Source organism: Anaeromyxobacter paludicola (assembly GCF_023169965.1).
GTDB classification, from domain to species: Bacteria; Myxococcota; Myxococcia; order Myxococcales; family Anaeromyxobacteraceae; genus Anaeromyxobacter_B; species Anaeromyxobacter_B paludicola.
On the sequence record NZ_AP025592.1, the window covers coordinates 3,615,462 to 3,634,192 of the forward strand.

The 18,731-nt window shown below is 68.8% G+C and carries 20 protein-coding genes and 1 pseudogene; 13 read left to right on the top strand and 8 right to left on the bottom strand.

Translation table 11 applies throughout. The annotated features are described in order from the left end of the window. The first annotated feature begins 242 nt into the window (after positions 1-242). From AMPC_RS16250 to AMPC_RS16265, 4 genes are all read left to right on the top strand, one after another. Positions 243-1,406, top strand: coding sequence for a hypothetical protein (locus tag AMPC_RS16250; protein WP_248342463.1), 1,164 nt, complete (start codon positions 243-245; stop codon positions 1,404-1,406). Between the two features lie 17 nt (positions 1,407-1,423). After that, a complete protein-coding gene (locus tag AMPC_RS16255; protein WP_248342464.1) occupies positions 1,424-2,053 on the top strand; it encodes a NapC/NirT family cytochrome c in 630 nt (209 codons plus the stop codon). Positions 2,054-2,120: 67 nt separating this feature from the next. Continuing rightward, the gene (locus AMPC_RS16260; RefSeq protein WP_248342465.1) at positions 2,121-2,822 is read left to right on the top strand and encodes a hypothetical protein; all 702 of its coding nucleotides are present in this window, start codon (positions 2,121-2,123) and stop codon (positions 2,820-2,822) included. Between the two features lie 184 nt (positions 2,823-3,006). Continuing rightward, positions 3,007-3,399 (top strand): YidB family protein, encoded by a 393-nt coding sequence (locus AMPC_RS16265; protein WP_248342466.1) that lies wholly within the window; start codon positions 3,007-3,009, stop codon positions 3,397-3,399. Positions 3,400-3,543: 144 nt separating this feature from the next. Here the strand turns inward: AMPC_RS16265 and AMPC_RS16270 are convergent, their stop codons facing one another. Next, positions 3,544-3,759 (bottom strand): hypothetical protein, encoded by a 216-nt coding sequence (locus tag AMPC_RS16270; RefSeq protein WP_248342467.1) that lies wholly within the window; start codon positions 3,757-3,759, stop codon positions 3,544-3,546. A gap of 384 nt (positions 3,760-4,143) precedes the next feature. Here AMPC_RS16270 and AMPC_RS16275 point away from each other — a divergent pair, with 384 nt between their 5' ends. After that, positions 4,144-4,401 carry a hypothetical protein gene (locus tag AMPC_RS16275; protein ID WP_248342468.1) on the top strand — a complete coding sequence of 86 codons (258 nt, stop codon included), beginning with the start codon at positions 4,144-4,146 and terminating at the stop codon, positions 4,399-4,401. A gap of 119 nt (positions 4,402-4,520) precedes the next feature. Here AMPC_RS16275 and AMPC_RS16280 read toward each other — a convergent pair whose 3' ends face one another. Beyond that, positions 4,521-4,859 carry a UBP-type zinc finger domain-containing protein gene (locus AMPC_RS16280; RefSeq protein WP_248342469.1) on the bottom strand — a complete coding sequence of 113 codons (339 nt, stop codon included), beginning with the start codon at positions 4,857-4,859 and terminating at the stop codon, positions 4,521-4,523. A gap of 171 nt (positions 4,860-5,030) precedes the next feature. Between AMPC_RS16280 and AMPC_RS16285 the strand changes: the two genes are divergently transcribed. Further along, positions 5,031-5,414 carry a hypothetical protein gene (locus AMPC_RS16285; protein WP_248342470.1) on the top strand — a complete coding sequence of 128 codons (384 nt, stop codon included), beginning with the start codon at positions 5,031-5,033 and terminating at the stop codon, positions 5,412-5,414. Between the two features lie 459 nt (positions 5,415-5,873). Here the strand turns inward: AMPC_RS16285 and AMPC_RS16290 are convergent, their stop codons facing one another. Beyond that, positions 5,874-6,779, bottom strand: coding sequence for a LysR family transcriptional regulator (locus AMPC_RS16290; RefSeq protein ID WP_248342471.1), 906 nt, complete (start codon positions 6,777-6,779; stop codon positions 5,874-5,876). A gap of 202 nt (positions 6,780-6,981) precedes the next feature. Here AMPC_RS16290 and AMPC_RS16295 point away from each other — a divergent pair, with 202 nt between their 5' ends. The 7 genes from AMPC_RS16295 to AMPC_RS16325 all read left to right on the top strand — a co-directional run bounded on the left by AMPC_RS16295 (position 6,982) and on the right by AMPC_RS16325 (position 14,866). Further along, complete coding sequence (locus AMPC_RS16295; protein WP_248342472.1) at positions 6,982-7,869, top strand: aldo/keto reductase; 888 nt, start codon at positions 6,982-6,984, stop codon at positions 7,867-7,869. Between the two features lie 33 nt (positions 7,870-7,902). Beyond that, positions 7,903-8,664: an SDR family oxidoreductase gene (locus tag AMPC_RS16300; protein ID WP_248342473.1), complete on the top strand. Its 762-nt coding sequence runs from the start codon at positions 7,903-7,905 to the stop codon at positions 8,662-8,664. Further along, a complete protein-coding gene (locus tag AMPC_RS16305; RefSeq protein ID WP_248342474.1) occupies positions 8,664-9,824 on the top strand; it encodes an aldo/keto reductase in 1,161 nt (386 codons plus the stop codon). Before AMPC_RS16300 ends, AMPC_RS16305 begins: the two co-directional genes overlap by 1 nt. Before the next feature lie 34 nt (positions 9,825-9,858). Further along, positions 9,859-10,854 (top strand): aldo/keto reductase, encoded by a 996-nt coding sequence (locus AMPC_RS16310; RefSeq protein ID WP_248342475.1) that lies wholly within the window; start codon positions 9,859-9,861, stop codon positions 10,852-10,854. 90 nt (positions 10,855-10,944) lie between these two features. Then, the gene (locus AMPC_RS16315) at positions 10,945-11,988 is read left to right on the top strand and encodes an alpha/beta hydrolase (RefSeq protein WP_248342476.1); all 1,044 of its coding nucleotides are present in this window, start codon (positions 10,945-10,947) and stop codon (positions 11,986-11,988) included. Between the two features lie 168 nt (positions 11,989-12,156). Beyond that, the gene (locus tag AMPC_RS16320) at positions 12,157-13,350 is read left to right on the top strand and encodes a (R)-mandelonitrile lyase (protein WP_248342477.1); all 1,194 of its coding nucleotides are present in this window, start codon (positions 12,157-12,159) and stop codon (positions 13,348-13,350) included. Positions 13,351-13,405: 55 nt separating this feature from the next. Further along, complete coding sequence (locus AMPC_RS16325; protein ID WP_248342478.1) at positions 13,406-14,866, top strand: MFS transporter; 1,461 nt, start codon at positions 13,406-13,408, stop codon at positions 14,864-14,866. A gap of 19 nt (positions 14,867-14,885) precedes the next feature. Here the strand turns inward: AMPC_RS16325 and AMPC_RS16330 are convergent, their stop codons facing one another. The 5 genes and pseudogenes from AMPC_RS16330 to AMPC_RS16345 all read right to left on the bottom strand — a co-directional run bounded on the left by AMPC_RS16330 (position 14,886) and on the right by AMPC_RS16345 (position 18,679). Then, positions 14,886-15,083 (bottom strand): hypothetical protein, encoded by a 198-nt coding sequence (locus AMPC_RS16330; protein WP_248342479.1) that lies wholly within the window; start codon positions 15,081-15,083, stop codon positions 14,886-14,888. 36 nt (positions 15,084-15,119) lie between these two features. Beyond that, positions 15,120-15,167: pseudogene (locus AMPC_RS20615) on the bottom strand (hypothetical protein); the annotation flags it as partial. A gap of 221 nt (positions 15,168-15,388) precedes the next feature. Continuing rightward, entirely contained in the window at positions 15,389-16,645 is a 1,257-nt protein-coding gene (locus AMPC_RS16335) for an MFS transporter (RefSeq protein WP_248342480.1), read from the bottom strand. Between the two features lie 130 nt (positions 16,646-16,775). Further along, the gene (locus AMPC_RS16340) at positions 16,776-17,801 is read right to left on the bottom strand and encodes an alpha/beta hydrolase (protein ID WP_248342481.1); all 1,026 of its coding nucleotides are present in this window, start codon (positions 17,799-17,801) and stop codon (positions 16,776-16,778) included. 191 nt (positions 17,802-17,992) lie between these two features. Then, positions 17,993-18,679: an NADPH-dependent F420 reductase gene (locus AMPC_RS16345; protein WP_248342482.1), complete on the bottom strand. Its 687-nt coding sequence runs from the start codon at positions 18,677-18,679 to the stop codon at positions 17,993-17,995. Positions 18,680-18,731: the final 52 nt, after the last annotated feature.

An 18,731-nucleotide genomic window follows, 5' to 3' on the forward strand; every position in this document is an offset into this window, starting at 1 on the left:
GCCTCACGGTGAAATGACCAGAGGGCATGGGCTTTCCACGGTGTCCCGGCCGGCGCCGGGCGGAGGGCCGCGCTCAACCCACAGGAAACACCGGCGCTTGGAGCGGCGCAGGCCGTGGCACGCTCGTTGCTCGCTTGGGCGGTGCCGGAAACCTTTTCTCACGGTGAGGCGAACGAATGAGGATCACGACAAAAGCGGTCGCCCTGCTCTCCGTGCTATGCGCACCGTGGACGGCGCGCGCCGTGGAGGTCGATGCGACCAGCTCGACGCAATACCTCCACTATCAGGACTTCCAGAGCGGCTCGAAGGATCAGGACGACGTCGCCGAGTACTTCCGGCTGAGCCTGACCAAGATCGATCCGGCGGGGAAGATCAGCGTCCGCGGATACGGGCGGCTGGTCGGGCAGCTCACGACCAGCAACGAGTCTCGCCCCGAGCTGGTGTCGAACGTCGTCGGCCGCCTCTACTACCTGTACCTCGACTACCACGACGTCATCCAGGACCGGCTCGACCTGCGGCTCGGCCGGAGCTTCGTGAGCGTGGCCGCCGATCCGGCGACGATCGACGGCGGCTACCTGAACCTCAAGAACCTGGGGCCGGCCGGCGTGACGCTGTTCGGCGGCCGCCGGGTGGTCTTCGACAACAAGAGCGAGCTCGACGGCAGCGACTCGGTCTGGGGCGGCAGCGTCTACCTCGACACCGTCAAGTACACCCACGTCGAGGCGAGCTACTCGCGCCGCTACGCCGACAGCGAGCTGGCCCAGGAGTACGCGGCCCTCGACGTGTCGAGCACGCCGTTCTCGATGCTGGGGCTGGTGGGACGCGCCCGGTACGACTTCGCCTCCATGCGCTGGGCCGAGCTCCTCGTGGGCGCCGACCTCACCCCCATCGCCGACCTCACGCTGCACGGCGAGTACTACAACAGCAAGCCGACCTTCGATCAGTTCTCCTTCTACCGGTTCTTCAACGTCGACCGTTACCAGCAGTACAGCGTGGCGGCCGAGTACCGCTTCAACCCCCGGTACTCGCTGAACGCCCGGTACGCCTACGAGGACTTCAACGGGAACTCCTCGGCCAACCTGGTGGACGCCGGCGTCCACCTCGCCCCGATCGAGAACCTGACCGTCAACGCCAGCTACGAGTGGCGCGACGGCTACGCCGGCCGGATCAGCGGGCTTCGCTTCAGCGGCGGCTACCGGCTCCAGAAGGCGCTGCTCCAGGCGGGCGCGGACTTCGACGACTTCCGCCGCGAGGACTCGCGCGACGGCACCGCCAAGAAGTACTGGGCCGCGGTATCCTACGACGTGTGCAAGGCGGTCAGCGCCTCGCTCCGCGCCGAGAACAACCTGAACTTCTACTTCAGCCACGCCTTCCGCGGATTCCTCGCGGTCAACGTGCATCTCTAAGAGCGGAAGGGGACTCAATGTCACGCAGCAACGCATCGAGACTGCTTCGTCTGCTCACCGCGGCCCTGGTCCTCGCCGGCGCGCCGCTGGCCCGGGCGACCGACCACAAGGACTACAAGGCCTCCAAGCCGTCGGAGTGCCGGGACTGCCACGGCGCGTCGGGGGTCACCGACACCCACAACGCCCCCGACTTCAAGCGCCAGCACCGGCTCGTGGCCCGCAAGGCGAACAACAACTGCGCCGACTGCCACCAGCAGTCCTACTGCCTCGATTGCCACAACGGTGGCAACGTGGACGCCGACCTCTCCAAGACCTTCTCGCGGCGCGGGGAGTACATGCCCAAGTCGCACGCGGCCGACTTCATCTCGACCCACGCGATCAAGGCCACCGACGACCCGCAGTCGTGCAACCGCTGCCACGAGCCGAAGTTCTGCTCCGACTGTCACGCCCGGCAGATCCAGCAGAACCGGCCCGGCATGAGCATCCGCCCGCACAAGCCGGTCTTCAGCGGCGGGCAGCCGGACCCGAGCTGGGTCTCGTTCCACAAGACGGACGCGCGCAGGAACCTGCGCTCCTGCCAGGGCTGCCACCCGTCGAAGAGCGACTGCTCGAACTTCCAGTGTCACCCGGGGCTCGGCGGAAGGTAGGGGCGGGGACGTGGGATCAGCCAGGTCCAGGCTGGACCGCCGGCTTGGACCTGGCTGAGCCGCTCCCATGGCGCCGCGCGACGCCCTCTTGAGCCTGGCCGCCCTGGCCGTCGCCGCGTGCGGCGGCCAGGCGGGCCAGGCCGGTCCTGGCCACGCCGACGGTGGGACGACTCCCGCGGTCGCCTCCTGCACCGGGTCCATTCCAGCCAACGCCGTGATGTGCCCCGGCGCCGACGCCGGGCTCGTGCGCGATGCGCCCCGCGTCGTCACCGGCACTTCCTGCGACTGCGGCGGCGCCTGCGTCCCGACCCCGTGCACCTACGTCTGCGAGGCCGGCTACACCGTCAGCGACGGTGCCTGCGTGGCCGTGCCGCCGCCGCCCGTCGTCGTCCAGAGCTTCGACAACGGCGACGGCACCGTCACCCTCCTCGACGACCTGGGCCGGACCACCTGGCTCGCCGACGGGGGCTGCTCCGGAGCGATGCCCTGGGACGAGGCGCAGGCTTGGGTGGCCGGGCTGGCGTCCGGCGCCTGCGGGCTGGCCGACGGCTCCGCGCCCGGCGACTGGCTGCTGCCCGGTCCGCTCCAGCTCCTGCGCCTCGGGTCGGTGCTGGCGGCGCAAGGCCCCTTCGTCCACGTCGGGGCCGAGGGCTACTGGTCGTCGTTCCAGCCCTGCATCGGGTACGCGGGCGCGGTGAACGTGGTGGAGGGGCGCTACCTCGACGTGCCGCCGACGGCGCTCTTCCAGGTCTGGCCGGTCCGGCGGTAGCCGGGGCCCCTCCGGTCACCGGGCTTGGTCCTGCCGCCTGGAGGAGCAGCTGCTCTTCGGGGGCTGGCTGCGCGGAGTGCCGCGGGACGGCGGCGCGTCTCGACCGGGAGCGCGCGCCGAGCCCCCCGTGTGAGCCGTTGCCGGCCACGCACCGGCGCGCCACGACTCTGCGAGGGGGTGAACCATGGGCTTCCTCGACAACCTCACCGGCTCACTGTCCGGCGGGTCCGCGAGCTCCGGCCTGGCGCGGTCCGTGATGGACATGATCGCGAGCGGGCAGGGCGGCGGACTCAACGGCCTCGTCCAGGCGTTCCAGCAGAACGGGCTCGGCCACCTGATGGACTCCTGGATAGGAACGGGTCAGAACCTCCCGGTCTCGCCGGGGCAGGTCCAGCAGGCGCTCGGGCCGAAGGTGCAGGAGCTCGCGAGCCAGCACGGGATGAGCACGGACGCGGTGAGCCACGCGCTGTCGCAGTTCCTCCCCGGGCTCATCGACCACCTCACGCCGAACGGGCAGGTGCCGCAGGGCGGCGTCGGCGCCGGGCTGTCGGCGCTGCGCTCGAAGCTGGGCATCTGAGATCGTCACCGCCGCGGTGCGCCCGCTCCCGGCGACGCAGCCGGGCTCGGCTCGAGCGCGTCGCGGGGGCAGGCCAGGCGTGCGCCTCCTGTCGCTCAGGGACAGGAGGCGCGACGACCTTCGCCCCCGGCGCGCCGGGCGGGATCACTTGTGCGCGCAGGAGCACGCGCCGTGCTCGTGCGGCTTCGGCGCGCTCGGCGCGGCCTGGGCGGGGGCCGCCTCCGGCCTGGCGGTCTGCCCCGTTGACTGGTTGCCGGACTTCTGGAGACGCCAGGCGTTCCGCTCCTCCCAGCTCGGCCCGGCGAACGCGGGGGTCACCATCATCGCGAGAGCCGCGGCGGCCACGATCTTCTTCAGCATGATCATTCCTCCGTCGGAGAGTTGGGCTTCGATTCCGACGCGAGGAGGCGCTGCATCCTGGGTGCCAGCCGCTCGAGGCCTCGAAATGCTCAGGATGGCGCGGCGGGGCCCGCTGGCGGAGGCACCGCGGCGGTTCCGGTGTAACCCGCGATCTCACGGTCGCGGGGTCCATCGAACCGCGCCCGACCGGTGGCGCTCGTCGCCAGCGGGGGGTAACTCGCCGGGAGACATCGGCACCCGGCGCGTCACGCTTCCGCGCCCGCCGGACGAAGCCCGAACGCCGGCGAACCGCTGCGTTCAGCAGTGAGCGTCGGCTGGCACTCGCGCTGCAAAGTGATCCGGGGACGGCATCGAGCCGTTCCACCATCCACGGAGGTCGTTCCCATGTCCCGGATCCTCAACACCACCCTCGCCGCCCTGCTCGTCGCCTCGGCCACGCCCGCGCTCGCGGCGGACCTGCCGCCCTTCGCCGGCAACTTCGACGATGCGCAGTACGGCTACGCCAACGACCCGGCCACGCCCGCCGCGGCGCCCCGCGGCGCCACCCTCGCCGCCTCGAGCAAGGACCGCGAGGCGAGCGCGACCCCGAAGCACGAGCACCGCGCCGGCTCGATGAAGAGCGACTGCACGTGCCACGGCTGAGGCGGAGCTTGCTCCGGCCGCCGCGCGCGGCCGGAGCGGGGGCGGTCATCCGGCCTCGCAGCGCCCGGGCGCAGCGCAGGTGGCCAGCGCTGCGCTCGAAGCCTGAGCAGTGGAGACCGTCAGCGCCCCGGTGCGCCCGCGCCCGGCGGGTCGTAGTGGCGGCGCGGCGACTCCTCCGGGAAGGCGGCGATGGCGTCGAGCGAGTCCTCGTCGAGGTAGCACCAAGCCCAGTCCTCGCCCGGCTCGAACGACTTGATGACCGGGTGGCTCGTCGCGTGGTGATGGCGCGTGGCGTGGCGGTTCGGCGAATCGTCGCAGCACCCCACGTGCCCGCACGTCATGCACAGGCGCAGGTGCACCCACGGGTCGCCGGTCTCGAGGCACTCCTGGCAGCCGTGCCCGCTGGGCCGCACGGGCGCTGCCCGCTTCCGCTCGAACTGCTTCAGGTGGTCGCACATGGGCCCTCCGCGGCCGCGATCGGGTCCTCGGGGTCTACCGGCGCCCGGTCGTTCGCGCCGCGGATCCCGCAGACCTGACCGGCAGGTCGCCGGGCGAGTCGAAGCGCGGACCGGAGCCCACCGTTCACGCGCGCTCGCCCCGGCCCTTCCAGCATCCGGCAGGATGGCCAGATGCGCCGTTCGATTCGCGCAGCGCTGCTGGGGGCGATCGCATCTCTGCTCGCCGCGAGCGCCATACCCGTCGGTGTCGCGTTCTTCCTGCGGCCCGACGGGTCGCTCGTCGGGATTCCCCGGGCCGTGCTCGCGGGCTCTCCCTTCGAGAGCTTCCGGATTCCCGGGCTCGTCCTCGCGACCGTCGTCGGCGGAAGCACCCTGTTCGCCGCGGTCCTCCTTGCGCGGCGAGCTCGCTCGGCCCGGATGGCCACGGTCGTCGCGGGTACCATCGTCGTCGGGTGGATCGCGGTGCAGGTTCTGCTCATCGGCTACGTGAGTCCGCTCCAGCCGCTGGTGAGCGTCCTCGGGGTCGTGCTGCTCGGGGGGGCGCTGGCGATGTGAGGTTCTTCCCGGGCCACGCCGGGCACAACGAACGCCGCCCAGAAGCCTTCCCCGGCGGACCCTGTCGCATCCCGGGCGGGCACCGCAGTGTGACTGTCCGCAGATGCGAAGGCGGTCGGGCGGTGTACGCTTTCGAGCCGGGAGGGAACTCATGCTGCTCGTCGCGATCATCTCCGCGGCCGCGCTCGCAGCGGAGCCGGTGTCATCTTCCTCGGAACCGCAGATCCTCCCGGACCGGACTCTCGCGAGGCGGCCCACGGATACGCGTGCCTCCGCGTCGAACGCGGGGCGGGACCGTCCGTTCCAGGCCGACTCGCCCCCCAGCGCCACTTCAATCGTAAGGGCGGGGGGTAGATGGGGCTTCCTGCAGCAGAAGGTTGCCCAAAGGTTGCCCGAAATGATGACCGAAAGTGACTGACGGGAAGGAAAGGAGAGGGGAGCCGTCGCCATCCCTCCGATTCATGGCGTTCTCGTCGCAAGCTCCTTCGCCACGTCGATGAAGAGGCGCAAGGGGCCCGAACGCTGCGCCCGGCTCGGGAAGTAGAGGAAGAACCCGGGGACGGTCGGCGCGTACTCCTCGAGCACGCGCACGAGCCGCCCGGTGCGCAGCTCCTCCTTCACGGCTGGTCCGAACGCGTACGCGAGTCCCAGCCCCTGCTCGACCAACGCCTGCGTCAACCGGCGGTCGTTCGTCACCACGCTGCCTCGGACTGGCACCCGCCAGTTCCTGCGACCACGCTCCAGCTCCCACGCGAACAGCGCCCCGCTCGACGGGATGCGGAACGTGAAGCAATCGTGCCGCAGCAGGTCCTCGGGACGCCGCGGCGTGCCGTGGCGCTCGAGGTACGAGGGCGCCCCCACCACGACGAAGCGGAACGCTTCAGTGAGACGCACCTGCACCATGTCCCGCTCGATGGCCTCGTGCAGGCGCACGCCCGCGTCGTACCCCTCCGCGATGACGTCCACGAGGCGATTCTCGACGACGACCTCCGCCTCGACGCGCGGGTGGCGTGCGCGGAAAGCACCGAGCACGGGCGTGACGACGTAGGGCACCGCGATCTCCGGCACGGTCAGCTTCAGCCGACCGACCGCCTCCCCCGGCTGCGCCGAGACCTCTTGCATCGAGGCGAGCGCCTGGCCGAGGCCTGGTCCTGCCCCGTCCAGCAGCCGGCGCCCCGCGTCGGTGAGCGCCACCCTGCGCGTGGTGCGGGTGAAGAGCACGACGCGCAGCTGCTCCTCGAGCTGGCGAACCGACTGGCTCACGGCTGCCGGTGAGACGCCGAGCTCGCGCGCCGCCGCGCTGAAGCTCCTGGTGCGGGCCGCCACGAGGAAGGTCTGGAGCTGGGGCAGAAGTGTCGTCTTCATGGAGAGGCTCGGAGGTGGGGGAGGGAGCCCGCTCCCTCGCCCGTGGAGCGTAGCGCGTTAGCGGGGGCGGATCTTCAAGCACAGCTTAAAAGCCCATTCCCGTCCCGCGTCTACTGCCCGGCTCACGTGGGCGCTAGTTTCCAGCCGGTCAGCGCGGAGTCTCGGCCGAAGCGAGAGACCGTGCACCCGAAAGGAAACCGACATGGGCGCAAGGAGCCCCTCCATCACCCTCAACAACGGCGTCCAGCTGCCGGCGCTCGGGCTCGGCGTCTTCCAGAGCCCGCCGGCCGAGACCGCGGGCGCCGTCGAGGCGGCCATCGCGGCCGGCTACCGGCTCATCGACACTGCCGCCGCGTACGCCAACGAGCGTGAGGTCGGCGAGGGCATCCGTCGCTCGGGCCTCCGGCGCGACGAGGTGTTCGTCGAGACGAAGGTCTGGATCAGCGACTACGGCTACGACGCGACGCTGCATGCCTTCGACAAGAGCGCCCGCAAGCTCGGCGTCGACCACCTCGATCTGCTGCTCCTGCATCAGCCGCTGCCGTCTGCGTTCGACCGCACCCTCGAGGCGTACCGGGCGCTCGAGAAGCTCCTCGCGGACGGCAGGGTGCGCGCGATCGGGGTCAGCAACTTCATGCCCGAGCACCTCGCCCGGCTGCTGAGCGTCGCGCCCGTCGTGCCGGCCGTGAACCAGATCGAGGTGCATCCCTACTTCCAGCAGACCGCGCTCCAGCGCATACACGCCGAGCACGGCATCGCCACCCAGGCCTGGTCGCCGATCGGCGGCATCACCGCCTACAGGGGTCTCGAGAAGAACTCGTTCGCGGACCCGAAGCTGCTCGAGATCGCGCGCGCGCATGGGAAGTCGCCAGCCCAGGTGATGCTGCGGTGGCATCTGCAGCAGGGCCGCTCCGCCATCCCGAAGTCCGTCAAGCCCGTCCGCATCGCCGAGAACTTCGCCGTGTTCGATTTCGAGCTCACGCGGGAGCAGCTGGCCGCGATCGACGCGCTCGACACGGGCGTCCGCGCCGGACCCGAACCCGAGACCATCACCCTCGAGAACTACGGCAGGCCGATCCCCGAGGCGTGAGCCCACCGGGGCATCAGGAGACAGGAGCGTGACATGAACGGAAACGTGGACGGCGCCAACATCTCGGGAAAGGTCGTGGTCATCACCGGCGCCAGCAGCGGCATGGGCGAGGCGGCGGCCCGTCATCTCGCCGCGCGGGGCGCGACCGTCGTGCTCGGCGCCCGTCGCGTGGATCGCCTGGAAGCGCTGGTGGGCGAGATCGCGAAGGGCGGCGGCAGGGCGCTCGCCGTCGCCACCGACGTGACCGACGCTGCACAGGTTCAGCGCCTGGTCGACGCGGCCGTCGAGCGGTGGGGCCGTATCGACGTGATGCTCAACAACGCGGGGCTCATGCCGAACTCGCCGCTCGAGCGCCGCAAGATCGCCGACTGGGACCGAACCATCGACGTGAACATCAAGGGCGTCCTCTACGGGATCGCGGCCGCGCTGCCCCACATGCAGCGGCAGAAGAGCGGGCACTTCATCAACGTCTCGTCGGTCGCCGGCCACCGGGTCGGTCCGGCGGGAGTCGTCTACTCCGCGACGAAGACCGCGGTGCGCGTGATCTCGGAGGGGCTGCGACAGGAGGTGAAGCCCTGGAACATCCGCACCACGATCATCTCCCCGGGCGCGGTCGCGACGGAGCTGCCGCAGAGCATCACGGAGCCGGACATCGCGAAGGGGGTCGCGCAGTTCTACGGGGCTTACGCCATCCCCCCGTCTTCCTTCGCCCGGGCCGTCGCGTTCGCGATCGAGCAACCGGAGGACGTGGACATCAACGAGATCCTCTTCCGCCCGACACGGCAGGAGATGTGATGGCCGCCTCGAATCGCAAGTGCGCCCTCGGTCGCCGCTCCTTCCTGCTGTCGGCGGGAGCGCTCGCGGCGACGCCTCTCCTCGCTGGCGCGGCCACGAAGGCCCCTGCGCAGCAGGCGGCGCAGGCCAGGACTCCCGCACCGAAGGTGGCGGGGCGGCGGAGGCTAGGGTCGCTCGAGGTCTCCAGCGTCGGGCTCGGCGTCCAGAACATGAGCCGCACCTACCAGACGACCATCCCGACCCGCCCCGAGATGCTCAACATCATCCGGACCGCGTTCGACCGGGGCGTCACGTTCTTCGACGCGGCCGAGGCGTACGGCCCTCACGAGGTCGAGCGCATCCTCGGCGAGGGCGTCGCGCCGTTCCGGGACCAGGTGGTGATCACCTCCAAGTTCGGCTGGAACATCGACCTCGACACGGGTGAGCGGAGGCCCGGCCTCAACAGCAAGCCCGAGCACGTCAAGCTCGCCGTCGAAGGAATGCTCAAGCGGCTGCGGACGGACCGGATCGACCTCCTTTACCAGCACCGGGTCGATCCCGAGGTGCCGATCGAGGACGTCGCCGGGGCGGTGAAGGACCTGAAGCAGCAGGGCAAGGTCATGCACTGGGGCCTCTCGGAGATGGGGCTCGAGACGCTGCGCCGGGCTCACGCGACGCTGCCGCTCACCGCCGTCCAGAACGAGTACTCGATGCTCTGGCGAGGACCCGAGAACGAAGTCATTCCGGCTTGCGAGGAGCTTGGGATCGGCCTCGTTCCGTGGAGCCCACTCGGAGTGGGGTTCCTCACGGGATCGATCGACGCGAGGACGCGCTTCGCTCAGGGGGACATCCGCGGCGTCGAGTCCCGCTTCTCTCCGGAGAACCTCCCGCACAACCTGGCGTTGGTCGCATTGCTCAAGCGCTGGGCCGAGCGGAAGCGTGCGACGCCGGCACAGATCGCGCTCGCCTGGCTCATGGCGCGGAAGCCGTGGATCGTGCCGATCCCCGGAACGACGCAGGTGGCGCACATGCTCGAGAACATCGGGGCGGCTGACCTGCGCTTCACGTCGAGCGAGGTCGCCGAGCTGAATGGAGCCCTGTCGGCGGTCCAGGTTCGCGGCGCCCGGCTCCCTGATCAGGTGCTGGTCTTCTCGGGGGTCGAGGCGCCTCCGAAGAAGTGAGTCGGGAGTACCTCGTGCCGGACCGGAGATACGAATGAACAAGCGTGCGTTGGGAAAGAGTGGACTCGAAGTGTCGTCGATCGGCTACGGCGCGATGGGGCTGAGCCGCGGCTACGGGCCGGCCACCGACAAGCAGCAAGCGATCACGCTCGTCCGCGCGGCGTTCGATCGTGGCGTCACGTTCTTCGACACCGCGCAGATCTACGGCCCCTTCACGAACGAGGAACTCGTGGGCGAGGCGCTCGCGCCTCTTCGCGACAGGGTGGTGATCGCGACGAAGTTCGGCTTCGCCTTCGACGCCAACGGGAAGCAGACGGGCGCCCTCGACAGCCGGCCCGAGTCCATCCGTCGGAGCACCGAAGGCTCGCTGAAGCGGCTCGGGGTCGAGACGATCGATCTGCTGTATCAGCACCGCGTCGACCCGAATGTCGCGATCGAGGACGTCGCGGGGACGGTGAAGGAGCTGATCTCCGAGGGCAAGGTGAGGCACTTCGGGCTCTCCGAGGCCGGCGTCGAGACGATCCGGCGCGCGCACGCGGTGCAGCCTGTCGCGGCTGTCCAGAGCGAGTACTCGCTGTGGTGGCGTGAGCCCGAGGAGGCAGTGCTGCCGGCGTGCGAGGAGCTCGGCATCGGCTTCGTCCCATTCAGCCCCCTGGGGAAGGGGTTCCTCACCGGGAAGATCACCGACGCCACGAAATTCGAGGCCGGCGACCTGCGCGGCACGACGTTCCCGCGCTTCACGCCCGAGAACATCAAGGCGAACCAGGCGTTCGTCGAGCTCGTCAAGCAGGTCGCTGAGCGGAAGCAGTGCACACCAGCGCAGATCGCGCTCGCCTGGGTCCTCGCACAGAAGCCCTGGATCGTGCCGATCCCCGGTACGACGAAGCTGCATCGCCTCGAGGAGAACCTTGGCGCGGTGAGTGTCGAGCTCTCACCCTCCGACCTGCGCGAGATCCACGACGCGGTGTCCCGGCTCGCCGTTCAAGGCATCCGGTATCCCGCGCGCATGCAGGCGATGATCGACCGCTGACGCGAAGGCCCTTCGAGCTCTCGCGAACCGCACCGCGCGGTGTGCTTACAGGTGGTCAACGAGAGGAGTCTCCAGATGAGAAGCATGATCTTGAAGGCGACCATGTGGTCGGCGATGGGGGTGCTCATGACTGGCAAGGCCGGGGCGGCGGACAGGCAGAACCCCTTCACCTTGGTCTACGAAGGCGCGATCACGAAGAACGAGCCGGGCAAGGTCAACATTCACCCGGTCACCTACAGCCTCAACGCCCTGGAGATCTCGGCCAACGTCTACACGCCGGCGAACTACGATCCGAGGAAGCTCTACCCGGCGGTCGTCGTGGCGCACCCGGACGGCGGTGTCAAGGAGCAGGTCGCGGGCCTCTATGCCCAGCGCCTCGCGGAGCAGGGCTACATCACCATCGCCGCGGATGCGGCGTATCAGGGCGCGAGCGGCGGTCAGCCGCGCAACGTGGACAAGCCCAGCTACCGCATCGAGGACATCCACGGCATGGCGGACTTCGTCGCCCGGTATCCGGGGGTCGACGCCGCGCGCCTGGGGTTGCTCGGCATCTGCGGCGGCGGCGGCTATTCGTTGAAGGCGGCGCAGACGGACAAGCGCTTCAAGGCCATCGCGACCTTGAGCATGTTCAACTCGGGGCGAGTTCGTCGCAACGGCTACAACGACTCGCAGCTGTCCACCATCCAGGTACGCCTGCAGCAGGCCTCGGACGCGCGCGCCCAGGAGGCAGCCGGCGGGAACGTCCTCTATTCGGGCGACGCCAACCTGACCGATGAGCAGATCGCGAAGCTGCCGTTCGATCTGTACCGGCAGGGCTACGAGTACTACGGGAAGACGCACGCGCACCCACGCTCGACGTCCAGGTACACGACGAGCAGCTTGCTCGATCTCATGAGCTTCGATGCGACCGACCGACTGGAGCTGCTCGACAAGCCCTTGCTCATGATCGCGGGCAGCAAGGCCGACAGCCTGTACATGACCGAAGATGCGTTCGCCAAGGCCACCGGCACGAAGGACAAGGAGCTCTTCAAGGTCGAAGGCGCCACACACATCGAGACGTACTGGGTCCCCAGGTACGTGACCACTGCGGTCAACAAGATGACGGATTTCTACGGAAGGTCCCTCGGGAAGTGATCATCTCCCGGCCCTCGAGATCCGCGGGAACACCCACCTCCTCTTCTCGGATCTGAACAACCTGCGAATCGCGGATCTCTCTCGAGCCTCTTCGACCAGAAGCACGTGGGCAGAGAGGACTCGGAGGGGCCGCGGCGCGGGAGCGCGGCGCATATGAGATCGCTCAGGATGTCTCCGCCGGTCGTCCTCTTGGCGATGGCGGTGTTCGTGCACGGGTGCGCGCATCAGCAGGGGACTACGGGCGCAACGACCGTGACCTCCGGCGGGCTGAGCGTCAAGCAGCAGCGGCTCGTGGCGATCGCGGCCTTCACGGCCAACGGCGACCTGCCGAAGCTGAGTACGGCCTTGGCCAGGGGGCTGGATGCTGGCTGGACCATCAACCAGATCAAGGAGGTCCTCGTCCAGCTGTACGCCTACGCCGGATTCCCGCGCAGCCTGAACGGGATCAACACGTTCATCGACGTCCTCGATGACCGGCAGCGAAGAGGCGTCGCCGACGACGTGGGCCCCGAACCGAGCCCCATGCCGGCCCACAAGAGCAGCATCGAGCTCGGAACCGAGATCCAGACGAAGCTGGTGGGAGGGCCTGCGACCGGCCGATATGTCGCATTCAGTCCGGCGATCGACGCCTTTCTGAAAGGACATCTCTTCGGAGACATCTTCGGCCGCGACAACCTGGATGTGCAGAGCCGAGAGATCGCAACGATCTCAGCTCTGGCCACTCTCGAGGGCGTCAACCCGCAGCTGACGTCCCACTTCAACGTGGGTCTCAACACCGGCCTTACCGAGGCTCAGCTGAAGGGCGTGACCTTCGCCATCGACGACGCGGTCGGGAAGGCTCGCGGAGAGAACGCTCGCCACGTGCTGGAGCAGGTCATCGGCAAGAGGTCGGCCGGGCCGCAGCCGGATTCAGTGCTCTCCGCCGGGAGCGGCTCGGCAGCGGAGGCGCGGATCAGCATCTGTCCACGCCGAGAACAGTCCGTCGAGGACGCACCTCTGGATCACTTCAAGGGCTCCGTTCGAATCCAGCGGCTCTTCCAGGCCAGCGATCCGGCGAGCGCGTCGGGCGCCTCGGTCGCGTTCGAGCCTGGCGCTCGGACCGCGTGGCACGCCCACCCGCTGGGCCAGACGCTCGTGGTGACCGCTGGAGCGGGCTTGGTTCAGCAGTGGGGGGAGGCGGCGAGGACGATCAGGGAGGGCGACGTCGTGTGGATCCCTCCGGGGGTCAAGCACTGGCACGGAGCGATCGCGACTGCAGCGATGACGCACATGGCCGTTCAGGAGCGACTCGACCACGAGACCGTGCAGTGGATGGAACAAGTGAGCGACGACCAGTATCGCGCGGCCGGGGAGGCGCCCTGACCCCGCGAAGCGATGGCGCCCCCTGACCCTGCAATGCCGGGCATACCGGACCAAAGTGAGCCAATTGTTGACACTCCAGCGCACCGTGCGGCCAGCCAGCCCGAACACCATTCTGGTCGTCGTGCTGGTCGCCTATCTGATGATTCTGCTGGACCTGTCCATTGTCTATACCGGCATGCCGGAAATCGGTAAGTCGATGAACATGGGTCCCGTGATGCAGACCTGGGTGCAAAACGCCTATCTGCTCTGCTTCGGCGGCTGTCTTCTCCTGTCCGCCCGCCTGGGTGACACGTTCGGCCGTCGCCGGATCCTGCGGGTGGGCGTCATCCTGTTCACGGTGGCTTCTCTGGTGATCGGCATCGCCCAATCGCCCTACGAGCTGATCGCGGCACGAGCGGTCCAGGGGGTGGGTGCGTCGATTCTCGCTCCGAGTGTGCTGGCGCTCATTTCGACCACGTTCCCCGAAGGCGCTGAGCGGACCCGGGCGCTGGCCTGGTATTCGATCATCGCTGGAGCTGGCGCGAGCCTCGGCTTGGTGCTGGGGGGCATCTGCGCCGGTCTCCTGTCCTGGCGCATCGGCTTTCTGGTGAACATACCGATCGGTATCGGATTGCTGTTCGCCGTTGCGCGCTACATCCCCGACGGCATTCCTGAAGAGGGCGAGTTCGACGTGGTGGGTGCCATTGCGTCGACGGTGGGCGTAGGGCTGTTGGTATATGGCATGGTCAACGCCGCTGAGGCGGGGTGGCTGGATCGCGTCACGCTGGCAACCTTGGCGCTCTCGGTCGTGGTCCTCGGCCTCTTCGTGTGGCACGAGGGCCGGGTGGAAGTACCGGTCCTGCCGTTGCGGCTGCTGCGTAGCCGTGAACGGTCCGCTGCCTATCTGGCACGCATGCTGTACGTCGGCTCGATCGTCGCCTTCTTCTTCTTCGGCACGTTGTACATGCAGCGGGTGCTGGGCTATTCGGCGCTGCAGGCCGGACTGGGCTTCCTGCCGATGACGCTGGTCCAGTTCGTCGCCGCGATGGCCGTCCCCCGAGTCACGCGCGGGCTGGGCGGGGCTCAAATGCTCATGGGGTCGCTGGCGGTCATCAGTGCCGGCCTGTTCTGGTTGGCGAAAGCGGGCGCCGACGCTTCCGTCTGGCAGCTCGCGTTGCCAATGGTCTTGATCGGCATCGGCAACGGTGGCGCCATGGCCCCGCTGACCACCTCCGGCGTGCGGGGCGTGGAAGCCGGCGACCAGGGCGCTGCGTCGGGGCTCGTCAACGTCGCGCACCAGCTGGGTGGCTCTATCGGTCTGAGCGTGCTGATCGTGGTCTTCGCCGCCAGTGCCGACCCTCGGCTGACGGGCGCGGTGGAGATGAGCCGCCAGGTGAGCGCAGTGTTCCTGGGCGCGGCGGTCATGAACGTGGTTGCTCTCGTCCTGACCGCCATCTTCATCCTGCCTGCCAACCGAACGACGCCGCTGCGCGAGCCCCTCGAGCCCGAAGTGCACGAACTGGCCTCTCGCGGATGAGGGGATGCGGTCAGGTGGATCACGGCATGGGAACACGAGGTTCGTCGTGTCCCACCACACCGGAAGCGACATCACCGAACTGCCCCTGGATGAGCGACGCGTGCTTCGCCCCGGCCGCTTCGTCCAGCGGGAGGAGCTCGCCCGACGCCGCAGGAAGCAGATCGGCCCCGATGCCATGCTCCGCGAAGACCTGCTTCGCGACCGCAGCGGCCGCCATCGCGTTCCCCCAGCCGGAGTAGAACGCGAGGTGCGTGACGAGCTCGGAGAGCTCGCCCGGGCGAACGCCGCTGTCGAGCGCCAGGGCGAGTACCGCGCGAGCCCGGCCGTCTGCTGGCGAGACACGAGCGCCGCGACGGTCACCAAGCTACGATCCCGGGAAGAGAGGTCGGGACGCTTCCACAGGTCGCCTGCGACGACGTCAGAAGTGTACGCCGCTAGCGCCGGGGCGACCGCACCCACGTCGCCAGTCGCGCCTCGGGGGCCCGCCTCATGAGGCGACTTCGTTGTCGTCCCGTACTCTCGTCAGTCACCTTGTCCATCCAGTCGACGACCTTGCCACGCGGTCACGCCCTCCGAGGTGGAGGTCGCCGCCGCAGCGAGGGGGCTGTTGCGGCCGACGCTCACCGCCAAGGACGCAAGCGCCAGCAGGACCGTGCCGCCGACGAAAGGTGCCGCGATCGAGACGTGGTCCAAGAGCGCCCCGCCGAACGCCGCCCCGAGCATGATCGCGAGCTGGATGGCCGCGACCATCAGGCCACCGCCGCTCTCCGGATCGTCCCCGACACCTCGAGCCAGCCAGGCCGACCAGCAGACCGGAATCGCAGAGTTCACCGCGCCCCAGAGGACCATCATCGCGCCGACTCCCCAGAGTGCGTGCCCGACGGCGAGCAGCGCCATCGTCGCCGCGCCGAGCGCGAGCGGGAGGTAGCAGAGGAGGGCGTCGAGATGGCGTCCGAGCAGCGCGGTCGCGCCGTACGTCCCTGCGAACCCGGCCACCCCGAGCCCGAGCAGCAACAGCGAGAGCTGCGGCACGCTCACCCGCGTGTAGGTCTCGAGGAACGGCCGGAAGTACGTGAAGCTCGCAAAGGCGCCCGCGAAGCTGAGCATCACCGCCGCCATCGCGAGCGCGACGTGGCGTCGCGTCAGGAGGCCGAGGACCTTGCCCACGGAGCTCGCCGCGCGCGGGGGCAGCGAGGGGAGGGCCCACCATTGCCACGCGAGGTTTATGAGGACGAGAGGCGCAAGCGCCCAGAAAACGCCACGCCAGCCGATGAGCCCACCGACGTAGCTGCCGATGGGGGCTGCGAACGCGGTGGCGACCGCGTTGCCGCTGTACAGGATTCCGAGGGCGCGGGCGACGGAGCCCGGGGGCACGAGGCGCATGATCGTCGCGGTGGCGAGCGCCCAGAAGCCACCGATCGCGACACCCAGCAGCGCGCGCGCGCCCATCAGCATCCCGAAGCTCGTCGCCGTCGCGATGAAGAGGAGCGAGGCCAGCATGAGGCCGGTCAAGGTCAGCAGGACGCGGCGGGAATCGAAGCGGCCGGCGACCGTAGGGATGAGGAGGCTGGCGACCACGGCGAAGAGGCCCGACACCGAGATGGCCTGTCCTGCGGTGCCCTGGGTCGCGCCGAGATCGGCGGCGATCGGCGTCAGCAAGCTGACGGGCATGAACTCGGAGGCGATCAGCATCGCGACACACAGCGCGAGCGAGCCGACCGCGCTCCAGGACTGCGGCCGCGCGGCTGCCGCGATTCGCCCGTCGAGGGACGGGACCATGTGGCAGATGACGTAGGGGCGCCGCGTGGAGCGGCCCCGTGCTGCTGTGCTCTTCATGTCAGCTCGGTCTGAATGTGAAGAGGCCACGCCTCCGGGCGTGGCCTCCGTGGAGGGGCTTGCGGTTCGCCGACTACCGAAGGTTCGACTTGAAGAAGGCGGTCAGGCGGTCGAACGGAATGAGGCCCACGCGATCGTAGAGGTCGACGTGACCCGCGCCTGGGATGACGACGAGCTCCTTCGGCTCGGCGGCGAGCCGGTACGCCTCCTCGCTGAACTCCCTCGAGTGCGCGTCGGCGCCGGTGATGAAGAGCATCGGCCGCGGGGAGATCGTCTCGATGTCGTTGAACGGGTAGAAGTTCATGAACTTCACGGCGCTCGTCAGCGTCGGGTGCGTCGTGAGCTCCGGAGACGAGCCCTTGGGCGTGAACTCGCCGCGCGGCGTGCGATAGAAGTCGAAGAACTCGCGTTGGATGGGGTGGGTGTCGGGCTTCAGCTCGTGCACCGTCCCGCTCGTGTAGCGTGGCTTGCCGCCCGCGAACTCCACGTCGCGCTGCGCGGCGGCCTCGGCGATGAGCTGCTTGCGCTGCTCGATCGTCTGCGAGTGCCGGAGCGCGTTGCGGCTCGCCGCGCCCATGTCGTACATGCTCACCGTCGCGACGGCCTTGATCCGCGGATCGATCTTCGCCGCGCTGATGACGAAGCTCCCGCTGCCGCAGATGCCGATCGCGCCGACGCGCTCCCTGTCGACGAACGGGCGGCTCCGCAGGAAGTCCACGGCCGCGCTGAAGTCCTCGGCGTAGAGGTCGGGTGAGACCGCGTTGCGCGGCTGACCTTCGCTGTCACCCCAAAACGACAGGTCCAGGGACAACGTCACGAACCCCTGTTCGGCCATCTTCGTGGCGTACAGGTTCGCGCTCTGCTCCTTCACGGCACCCATCGGGTGTCCGACCACGATGGCCGGGTGCCTCGCTCCACGGTCGAGCGTCTTCGGCGTGAACAGGTTTCCCGCGACCTTCATGTGGTACTGGTTCTGGAACGTGACCTTCTCGACGGTCACCTTGTCGCTGACATAGAAGTTCGCAGCGTCCTGCGGCTTGCCAGCCGCTGCGGCAGTGGTGGTGGTCAGTGCGGTGATCAGCATCACGAGCTCTTTCATCGAGGATTCCTCTCCTTCGTCGGTCTTGACGAGAGGATGCGCTCCCGAGCGTCGGTGAACTAGACGCCCGTCTGTCGACAGGCTGGTGAGCCCAGCTCGACAGCGGGGTCTCGCCGAGTGCGCCGCACCGTCGCGTCTGCAGAATTCGAACTCAACGACAGGAATCGACGCGCCACGGCATCGCGACACCATCAGGGTGCGCGAACGACTGCCATGTTGAAGTCGAAGCCGAACTTTTCTGCGAGGATGAAGTACAGTTGCATGTACATCTCCGTCCCGCGAGCGGTCTGGATGCCCCCGAGATCGATGATCGCCTCCTTGGGCCAGCCGAGCTCGCGCAGCAGGCCTTCGACGGTCAGCTTGGCTGCGGCATCCTCGCCGGCGACGAAGATGTTGTGCTGTCCGGGCACACGTCTGGGGTCGATCATCACCTCCGTGAAGACGGTGTTCAGCGTCTTGACGACGCGGGCATCGGGGAAGGCCCGCTGGATCTGTTCACCGAGACTGTCGGTGTTCGCGAAGAGCAGTCGCGGCGGCATGCCGTGCGAGAGGTCCAGAGGGACGGCGAGATCGAGGAGGACCTTGCCGGCCAGGTGGGTCTTGCCGACCGCCTCGAGCGCGGACAAGGACACGGCGCCTGCCGTCGCGTTCACCACGAGTTCGCCGTGCGCGCCTGCTTCCGGAAAGGTCGCCAGTCGCACTGCGGGGTGGGCTCGCTGCCACTCCCTGTATGGCGGGGTTCCCATCGCGTCCCGTTCGGTGCGCTGTAGCGTTTGGTCCACGTGTCGCGTGCCCACGACGACGTCATGTCCGAGGCCCCCCAGCCGGCCCGCGAGCGCGCGGCCGACCATGCCCGTTCCGATGACTGCAATCTTCATTGCGATACTCCTCTTGAGGAACCTGCAGCAGCGAGAACGCGCGTACCAGCGC

What these genes read in the sequence shown, in the direction of transcription:
- AMPC_RS16255 (WP_248342464.1), top strand. Translation starts at nt 1,424, where the DNA reads ATGTCACGCAGCAACGCATCGAGACTGCTTCGTCTGCTCACCGCGGCC.
- AMPC_RS16260 (WP_248342465.1), top strand. Translation starts at nt 2,121, where the DNA reads ATGGCGCCGCGCGACGCCCTCTTGAGCCTGGCCGCCCTGGCCGTCGCC.
- AMPC_RS16265 (WP_248342466.1), top strand. Translation starts at nt 3,007, where the DNA reads ATGGGCTTCCTCGACAACCTCACCGGCTCACTGTCCGGCGGGTCCGCG.
- AMPC_RS16270 (WP_248342467.1), bottom strand. Translation starts at nt 3,759, where the DNA reads ATGCTGAAGAAGATCGTGGCCGCCGCGGCTCTCGCGATGATGGTGACC.
- AMPC_RS16275 (WP_248342468.1), top strand. Translation starts at nt 4,144, where the DNA reads ATGTCCCGGATCCTCAACACCACCCTCGCCGCCCTGCTCGTCGCCTCG.
- AMPC_RS16280 (WP_248342469.1), bottom strand. Translation starts at nt 4,859, where the DNA reads ATGTGCGACCACCTGAAGCAGTTCGAGCGGAAGCGGGCAGCGCCCGTG.
- AMPC_RS16285 (WP_248342470.1), top strand. Translation starts at nt 5,031, where the DNA reads ATGCGCCGTTCGATTCGCGCAGCGCTGCTGGGGGCGATCGCATCTCTG.
- AMPC_RS16290 (WP_248342471.1), bottom strand. Translation starts at nt 6,779, where the DNA reads ATGAAGACGACACTTCTGCCCCAGCTCCAGACCTTCCTCGTGGCGGCC.
- AMPC_RS16295 (WP_248342472.1), top strand. Translation starts at nt 6,982, where the DNA reads ATGGGCGCAAGGAGCCCCTCCATCACCCTCAACAACGGCGTCCAGCTG.
- AMPC_RS16300 (WP_248342473.1), top strand. Translation starts at nt 7,903, where the DNA reads ATGAACGGAAACGTGGACGGCGCCAACATCTCGGGAAAGGTCGTGGTC.
- AMPC_RS16305 (WP_248342474.1), top strand. Translation starts at nt 8,664, where the DNA reads ATGGCCGCCTCGAATCGCAAGTGCGCCCTCGGTCGCCGCTCCTTCCTG.
- AMPC_RS16310 (WP_248342475.1), top strand. Translation starts at nt 9,859, where the DNA reads ATGAACAAGCGTGCGTTGGGAAAGAGTGGACTCGAAGTGTCGTCGATC.
- AMPC_RS16320 (WP_248342477.1), top strand. Translation starts at nt 12,157, where the DNA reads ATGTCTCCGCCGGTCGTCCTCTTGGCGATGGCGGTGTTCGTGCACGGG.
- AMPC_RS16330 (WP_248342479.1), bottom strand. Translation starts at nt 15,083, where the DNA reads ATGGCGGCCGCTGCGGTCGCGAAGCAGGTCTTCGCGGAGCATGGCATC.
- AMPC_RS16335 (WP_248342480.1), bottom strand. Translation starts at nt 16,645, where the DNA reads ATGGTCCCGTCCCTCGACGGGCGAATCGCGGCAGCCGCGCGGCCGCAG.
- AMPC_RS16340 (WP_248342481.1), bottom strand. Translation starts at nt 17,801, where the DNA reads ATGAAAGAGCTCGTGATGCTGATCACCGCACTGACCACCACCACTGCC.
- AMPC_RS16345 (WP_248342482.1), bottom strand. Translation starts at nt 18,679, where the DNA reads ATGAAGATTGCAGTCATCGGAACGGGCATGGTCGGCCGCGCGCTCGCG.